The sequence below is a fragment of the Amycolatopsis sp. NPDC006131 genome, assembly GCF_040614175.1.
Taxonomy (GTDB): Bacteria; Actinomycetota; Actinomycetes; order Mycobacteriales; family Pseudonocardiaceae; genus Amycolatopsis_E; species Amycolatopsis_E tucumanensis.
In genome coordinates this window covers 55186-62488 of record NZ_JBEXTX010000038.1, presented here as the reverse complement: position 1 = coordinate 62488, position 7303 = coordinate 55186, and the positions used below count along the sequence as shown (strand labels likewise).

Annotated in this window: 7 protein-coding genes; 2 read left to right on the top strand and 5 right to left on the bottom strand. The window is 72.1% G+C overall.

What is annotated here, in order from left to right; all coding sequences use genetic code 11:
• Positions 1-243: 243 nt before the first annotated feature.
• The gene (locus tag ABZ215_RS20895; RefSeq protein ID WP_354950902.1) at positions 244-864 is read left to right on the top strand and encodes a LysE family translocator; all 621 of its coding nucleotides are present in this window, start codon (positions 244-246) and stop codon (positions 862-864) included.
• On the opposite strand, the gene ABZ215_RS20890 is transcribed toward ABZ215_RS20895, so the two are convergent.
• The 4 genes from ABZ215_RS20890 to ABZ215_RS20875 form a co-directional block, all read right to left on the bottom strand.
• Positions 848-2302, bottom strand: coding sequence for an NAD-dependent succinate-semialdehyde dehydrogenase (locus ABZ215_RS20890; protein ID WP_354950900.1), 1455 nt, complete (start codon positions 2300-2302; stop codon positions 848-850). The two genes, ABZ215_RS20895 and ABZ215_RS20890, sit on opposite strands and share 17 nt — an antisense overlap.
• Complete coding sequence (locus ABZ215_RS20885) at positions 2299-3558, bottom strand: MFS transporter (protein WP_354950898.1); 1260 nt, start codon at positions 3556-3558, stop codon at positions 2299-2301. The genes ABZ215_RS20890 and ABZ215_RS20885 overlap by 4 nt, the downstream gene beginning before the upstream one ends.
• A 116-nt stretch (positions 3559-3674) precedes the next feature.
• A complete protein-coding gene (locus ABZ215_RS20880) occupies positions 3675-5270 on the bottom strand; it encodes an ABC transporter permease (RefSeq protein WP_354950896.1) in 1596 nt (531 codons plus the stop codon).
• The gene (locus ABZ215_RS20875; RefSeq protein WP_354950894.1) at positions 5267-6163 is read right to left on the bottom strand and encodes an ABC transporter ATP-binding protein; all 897 of its coding nucleotides are present in this window, start codon (positions 6161-6163) and stop codon (positions 5267-5269) included. The genes ABZ215_RS20880 and ABZ215_RS20875 overlap by 4 nt, the downstream gene beginning before the upstream one ends.
• 92 nt (positions 6164-6255) lie before the next feature.
• On the opposite strand from ABZ215_RS20875, the gene ABZ215_RS20870 reads away from it, so the two are divergent.
• Complete coding sequence (locus ABZ215_RS20870) at positions 6256-6720, top strand: MarR family transcriptional regulator (RefSeq protein WP_354950892.1); 465 nt, start codon at positions 6256-6258, stop codon at positions 6718-6720.
• Here the strand turns inward: ABZ215_RS20870 and ABZ215_RS20865 are convergent.
• On the bottom strand, positions 6717-7280 hold the full coding sequence (locus ABZ215_RS20865) for a TetR/AcrR family transcriptional regulator (protein WP_354950890.1): 564 nt from the start codon (positions 7278-7280) through the stop codon (positions 6717-6719). The genes ABZ215_RS20870 and ABZ215_RS20865 overlap by 4 nt on opposite strands.
• Positions 7281-7303: the final 23 nt, after the last annotated feature.

Sequence of the window (7303 nt, the reverse complement as noted above, 5' to 3'; positions counted from 1 at the left end):
GTGGCGGGGAGGGGCGGGGGCAGGGAGTGCCGGGGCCGAGGGGGGGGCCGGCGGGAGCGGGGCCGGCGGGAGCGGGGCCGGCGGGAGCGGGGCCGGCGGGAGCGGGGCCGGCGGGAGCGGGGCCGGCGGGAGCGGGGCCGGCGAGAACGGGGCCGGAGAGAGCCGGGCCGGAGAGAGCGGGACCGGAGGGGGCGCCGGCCGAAAGGGGTGGGCCGGCCGCGAGTGTTGTGCTGTAGTGGCGGCATGTCGGCTTCCGCCCTGTTCGCCTACGTTCTCGTCGCGTTGGCCGGTGTCATGACGCCCGGGCTCGACACCATGCTGATGCTGCGCCACACGCTCCTCGGCGGGCGGCGGGCCGGCTTCCGGGCGCTGACCGGGATCAACCTCGGCTGCCTGGTCTGGGGCACGGCGAGCATCGCGGGCCTCACCGCGCTGCTGACGGCCTCCCGCATCGCCTACGACGGGGTTCGCGTCGTCGGCGCGGCCTACCTGATCTGGCTCGGCGCGTCCGCGCTGTGGAAGAGCTTCCGTCGCCACCAGCCCGCCCCGGAGATCAGCGTCGAACCGGCGCGCGGCGCGCTGCGCGCCGGGCTGGTGACCAACCTGCTCAACCCGAAGGTCGGCGTGTTCTACCTGAGCCTGCTGCCGCAGTTCCTGCCCGCCGGGCCCGGGCAGGCGGCCTGGGGCGCCCTGCTCGTCCTCATCCACGTGTCGATCGGCTGGCTGTGGATGAGCGCCGTGCTGCTGCTGGCGGCCCAGGCGCGCCGGTTCCTGTTGCGGGACGCGGTGCGACGGTGGCTGGACCGTCTCACCGCGACAGTCCTCATCGGACTCGGGGTGCGGATCGCTACGGAGTCCCGCTGAGCGACAGGGCCATGTACTTCACGTCGAGGTACTCCTCGATGCCCTCGGCGCCGCCCTCGCGGCCGAACCCGGACGCCTTGACACCGCCGAAGGGCGCCGACGCGTTCGACACCAGCCCGGTGTTGAGCCCGACCATCCCGGTCGCCATCCGTTCCCCGACGCGGATCGCGCGGTCGAGGTCCCGCGTGAACACGTACGCCACCAGCCCGAACTCGGTGTCGTTGGCGAGCCGGACGGCCTCGTCCTCGTCCTCGAACGTGGTCACCGGCGCGACCGGCCCGAACACCTCCTCGCGCAGGATGCGCGCGTCCGGCGGGACGTCGGTGAGCACGGTCGGCGCGTAGAAGAAGCCGTCGCCGTCCAGCGCCTTGCCGCCGGTGGTCGCGTGCGCGCCGCGCGACAACGCGTCCTCGACGAGCTCGACGACCTTGTCCCGCTGCTCGGCGCTGACCAGCGGCCCGACCTTCACGCCGTCCTCGGTGCCGTGCCCGACCTTCAGCGACGACATCGCCTCGGTCAGCTGCCGCGTGAACTCCCCGGCCACGGACGAGTGCACGTGGAACCGGTTCGCCGCGACGCACGATTCCCCGTTGTTGCGCATCTTCGCGGTGACCGCGCCCTTGACGGCCGCGTCCAGGTCCGCGTCCTCGAACATCAGGAACGGCGCGTTGCCGCCCAGTTCCATCGACATCCGCTGCAGGTTCGGCGCGCACTGCTCGACCAGCTTGCGCCCGACCTCGGTGGACCCGGTGAAGGACAGCTTCCGGATCCGCGGGTCGGCCAGCGCCGGGTTCACCACCCGGCTCGCCGACGTGCTCGGCAGCACGCTCAGCACGCCGTCCGGCAGCCCGGCCTCCTTCAGCAGCCCGGCGAGGTTCAGCATCGACAGCGGCGTCAGCTGCGCCGGCTTGACGATCATGGTGCAGCCCGCGGCGATGGCGGGCCCGATCTTGCGGGTGCCCATCGCCAGCGGGAAGTTCCACGGCGTGACCAGGATGCACGGACCCACCGGGTGCTTCGACACCAGCACGCGACCGCCACCGGCCGGGCTGCGCGCGTACCGCCCGTCGATGCGCACGGCCTCCTCCGAGAACCACCGGAAGAACTCCGCGGCGTAGGTGACTTCGGCTTTCGACTCCTCCAGGCTCTTGCCCATCTCCAGCGTCATGAGCCGGGCCAGCTCGTCGGCGCGGTCGGTCATCAGCTGCCACGCGCGGCGCAGGATCTCGCCCCGCTCCCGCGGCGGCGTCGCGGCCCACTCCTCCTGCTTCGCGACGGCCGCCTCGATGGCTTCGCCGACGTCGGCGTCCTGCGCGTCGGAGACCTCGCAGAGCTGCTGCCCGGTCCCCGGGTCCTGCACGCCGAAGCGGCTGCCGTCCGCGGCGTCACGCCACTGACCGGCGAGGAAGATCTGACGCGGTGCTCCATCGAGGGTCATGTGGCGTGACTACCCGTGCGCTCCTCCTCGTATGCCTCCGGCAACCGTCGCATCCGGCGCAACGGCGAGCAGACCAGCCACAGCGCCGAAGCCGCCACCCCGGCCCCCGCCAGCCACAACGTGCCGCGCAGCCCGACCACGCTCGCCAGCACGCCGGCGAGCACGCTCCCGATCGGCCCCGGCGCGAAGTACAGGAACGAGGAGGTGGCCGCCACCCGGCCCTGCAACCGCTCGGGCGTCACCGCCTGCCGGTAGCTGAGCTGGTGCACGTTGAGCACCACGATGCTCACGCCGGTCAGGAAGTTGCCGACGGGATACCACGCGAGACCCCAGCCGGGCGTGGTCAACGGGATCATCAGGTACCCCGCGCCCCACACCAGGGCGCTGCTCCACATCAGCCGCGCCTCGCCGAACCGCCTGCCGAGCCCGCGCGCGACGGCCGAGCCGAGCACCGCTCCGGTGAGCCCGCCCGCCTGCAGCAGCCCGATCACGCCCGGCGACAGGTGCACCTCGCGCAGCAGGAACAGCGCCGCCACCGTGATCTGGAACTGCTGACAAACGCTGACGCACACGTCGTGCGCTCCGATCGCGCGTAGCACCGGGTGCCGGAAGACGAACCGGAGCCCGTCGGCGATCTCGTGCCGCAGCGGCGCCCGAGCCCGCGCCGGCGGCACCCGGTCCGGCGCGCGGATCCGCCGCAGCCAGACCGCGGACCACAGGAAGCTCACCGCGTTCACGCCGACCGCCGTCGCCCCGCCGAAGAGCTGCACCAGCCACCCCGACAGGCCCGGCGCGGACACCGCCGCGACCGAGACGTTGGCCTGCAACCGCGCGTTGCCCTCCACCAGCTGCGAGCGCGCGACCAGGCTCGGCAGGTACGTCCGGTGCGCCACCTCGAAGAACACCGACAGCACCCCGGCCACCGCCACCACCGCGTACAGCTGCGGCATGGTGAGCGCGCCGAACGCCGCGGCGACCGGCACCGAGCCGAACGCGACCGCCCGCCCGAGATCGGCCGCCACCAGCACGCGCCGCTTGCGCATGCGGTCCGTCCACGCGCCGACCTGCAACGCCAGCAGCAGGTACGCGAGCGTCTCCAGCGTCCGCAGCACGGACAGCTGGAACGCCGTGGCGTGCAGCGTGATCGCCGCCAGCAACGGCACCGCGAGCAGGTTGATCCGGTCGCCGAACTGGCTCAGCGCGTCCGCGAGCCACAGGCGCCGGAAATCCCCGTGCCGCAACAACCCCCATCGCATGTTCCCCCCTCGCTCCCGCGACCTGAACAACGTTAGCTAGGGGTACCGACAAAAACGGAGTGGCAGAGCCCGGACCCCCCGACAGGTCCGGGTTCTGCCACTCGAACGAGGCGGTACTACCCGATGTCGCGCCGCTGAAAACGTGCCAGACCCGTGGCAAGCGCGACCACTGCGATCCCGAGCAGCCACGCGAACGGCGCGACCACGAAGTCCGCGCTCGGCAGCTTCGGCACGTGCGTGAACGGCGAGACGTCGAGCAACACCTGCGGCGCCTGCACGACCGGCCCGAACAACGACAGCAGGAGGAACGCCGCCGCCACCCCCCACGCCGCCGTCGCGAACTTCGGCGCGAACCCGAACACCACCACGGCGATCCCGACGACCACCCACACCGCGGGCACCTGCGCGACCGTCGCGCCGAGCACCGCGGGCACCTGGCCGCCCACGTCACCGACGCGCAACCCGTGCAGCAGCCCCGCGAACAGGCCCGACACGACCAGCAGCAGAGCCGTCCCCAGCAGCGAGAACACCAGATGACTGCCGGCCCACTGCAACCGGCGCACGCGGGTCACCAGCAGCGGCTCCAGCCGCAGCGCGGTCTCCTCCGCGCGCATCCGCAGGGTCGCCTGCACCGCGTACATCGAGGCCACCATCCCGAAGATGCCGGCGATCGCGGCGAGGAACGTGTCGATCAGGTTCTGCGCGCCGCCCAGCCGCTCGAGCATCTGCTGGGCCTGCGCGCTCTCGCCGACGACGTCGCCGATGCCTGCGGCCAGCGAGCCGAACATGGCCCCCAGCACCGCGAAGCCGACGGTCCAGCCGATCAGCACGCCCCGGTGCAGCCGCCAGGCCAGCGCGAACGGCGACCGCAGCCCGGGCGCCGCCACCGGCGGGCCGGGACGAGCCGGGAAGATGCCCATCCCGACGTCCCGCCGCGGCAGCAGCCGGTAGGCCACCGCCCCCAGCACGACGGCCACCGCGACCAGCAGCAGCGCGACGGCCCACCGGTCCCCGGCGAACGGCCGGATCTGCGTCGACCACCCGAGCGGCGACAGCCAGGACAGCCACGAGATGTCCGTCGCCGAGTCGCCGACCGCGCGCAGCAGGAACGAGACCCCGAGCACCGCGGAGGCGATGCCGTTGGCGGTGCGCGAGTACTCGGCGAGCTGGGCGGCGATGGCGGCGACCGCGGCGAACAGCAGCCCGGTCAGCGTGGTCCCGAGCCCGAACGCCACCGACCCGCCCGCGGGCAGCCCCGCGCCGATCAGGCCGAGCGCCACCAGCAGCCCGGTCCCCGCCGCGCCGATGGCGGCGGTGATCAACGCGGCCGTCAAGGCGGCGTAGCGCCCGGTCACGGTCGACGACAGCAGCTCCTGCCGCCCGGTGTCCTCCTCCTGGCGGGTGTGCCGCGTGACCGTGAAGATGCAGGCCAGCGCCGCGAACAGGGGCAGGAACACGCCGAAGCGCCATGCCGTGAACCCGCCCGCGGTGGACAGGTCGAACGGCGGCCCGTAGAGCAGGGTGATCGACGGGTTCGCGCTCATCCCCGTCGTCAGCGACGCCCGGCTGGCCGCGTCCGGGTACAGCTGGTCGTAGGCGCCGGCGCTGCTCGCCGGCAACACGCCGATCACCAGCGCCCAGAGCGGCAGCACCACCCAGTCCCGCCGCAGCGCGAGACGCACCAGGTGACGGGTGCCCACCAGCGCGGTCACCGTGTGCTCGCTTCGGTGGTGTAGTGGCGCAGGAACAGCTCCTCCAGCGTCGGTGGCTGGCTGGTCAGGCTGCGCACGCCGACCTCGGTCAGCTTGCGCAGCACCTGGTCCAGCGACTGGGTCTCGACGTCGAAGCGGACCCGGTTGCCGTCGACCTTGAGGTCATGCACCTCGGCCAGCGAGCCGAGCCCGTTCGGGTGGCCGGCGAGCTCCGCCACGATCGACGTGCGGGTGAGGTGCCGCAGTTCGCTCAGCGTGCCGGTCTCGACCGCGTGCCCGTTGCGGATGATGCTGACCCGGTCGCACAGCGCCTCGACCTCGGCGAGGATGTGGCTGGACAGCAGCACCGTGCGGCCCTTGTCGCGCTCCTCCTGGATCGCGTACTGGAAGGTGGCCTCCATCAGCGGGTCGAGGCCGGAGGTCGGTTCGTCGAGGATCAGCAGCTCGACGTCGGAGGACAGGGCCGCGACGATCGCGACCTTCTGCCGGTTGCCCTTGGAGTAGGTGCGGCCCTTCTTCTTCGGATCGAGGTCGAACCGCTCGATCAGCTCGTCGCGACGGTGCTTGTCGAGCCCGCCGCGCAGCCGTCCGAGCAGGTCGATGACCTCGCCGCCGGACAGGTTGGGCCAGAGGTTGACGTCTCCGGGCACGTAGGCGAGCCGGTGGTGCAGGCTCGCGGCGTCGCGCCAGGGGTCGCCGCCGAGCAGGCGGACGGTGCCCCGGTCCGCGCGCAGCAGACCGAGCAGGACGCGGATGGTGGTCGACTTCCCGGCCCCGTTCGGGCCCAGGAAGCCGTGCACTTCTCCGGTCTTGACCTGCAGGTTCAGGTCGTCGAGGGCCTTGGTCGCGCCGAACGACTTGTGCAGGCCCTCGATGGAGATGGCGTTGTCCATGCGGCGAAGCTACAGTCATTTCATAAACTTGTGAAGTTAGGAAAACGTATAGATTGGCTGAAGCGCTGGACGGGTGAGGAAGGATGATCCGCATGCGGGACGAAGAGGCGGTGCGCCGGTACGTCGAGCGGCTGGCTCTCGTGCTGAACCAGCTCGGCATCCAGCGCATGGCCGCGCGCGTGTTCGCCGCGCTCGTGGTCACCGAGGACAGCCGCCTGACCGCGGCGGAGCTGTCGGAGAACCTGCAGGTCAGCCCGGCGGCCGTGTCCGGGGCGGTGCGCTACCTGGAGCAGCTGGGTCTGGTCGAGCGGGAGCGGGAGCCCGGCTCGCGGCGCGACCACTTCCGCGTGCTCGACGACATGTGGTACGCCAGCATGCGCAAGCGCGACCGCTTCGTGGAGATGTGGCGGGACGCCGCCGAGGAGGGCATCGACGCGGTGGGGGCGGACAGCGCGGCCGGCAGGCGGCTCGCCGACATGCGTGACTTCCTGTCGTTCATCATCAAGGAGCTGCCGCTGCTGTTCGAGCGCTGGGAGAAGGAGCGGGCGAGCCGCTAGGGCAGGACGGCCTTGACGAGCTTGCGCGCCAGCGTCGTCGGGTCCCCGGCCTCGGTGTCCCAGTGCCGCAGGAACCCTTGCTGGAAGGCGGCGCCCAGCAACAGCGTCGCGATCGCGTCGGGGTCCGATGTGGACGGCAGGCGGCCCAGTTCCCGTTCCGCGCGGAGGTAGTTCGCCAGCCGGGTCACGGGGGTGCGCGGCCCGGCGCCGTGCTCATGTATCGCGGCGCGGTGGGCCGCCAGCAGTTCCCGCGAGGAGAACAGGGAAGCGCCGATCGGGAAGCTCTCGGTGTAGAAGTCGATCGCCGTGCTGGTGATCCGGATCAGGTTGCCGCGCACCGTGTGACGTCCGGGCGTGAGGTCGCCGAGCACCGCGTTCAGCCCGGGTAGCTGCGAGGTCATCACGCCGAGGAAGATCTCGGTCTTGTCCGCGAAGTGCTTGTACAGCGCCGCTTCCGAAAACCCGGCGGCGCGGGCGATCTCCTTGGTGGTGGCGCGCGCGTAGCCCTGCTCGCGCATCACCTCCGCGGCCGCGGCCAGGATCTTCTCCCGAGTTCCCATGCGTCCTCAGCGTTCTCTCAGTG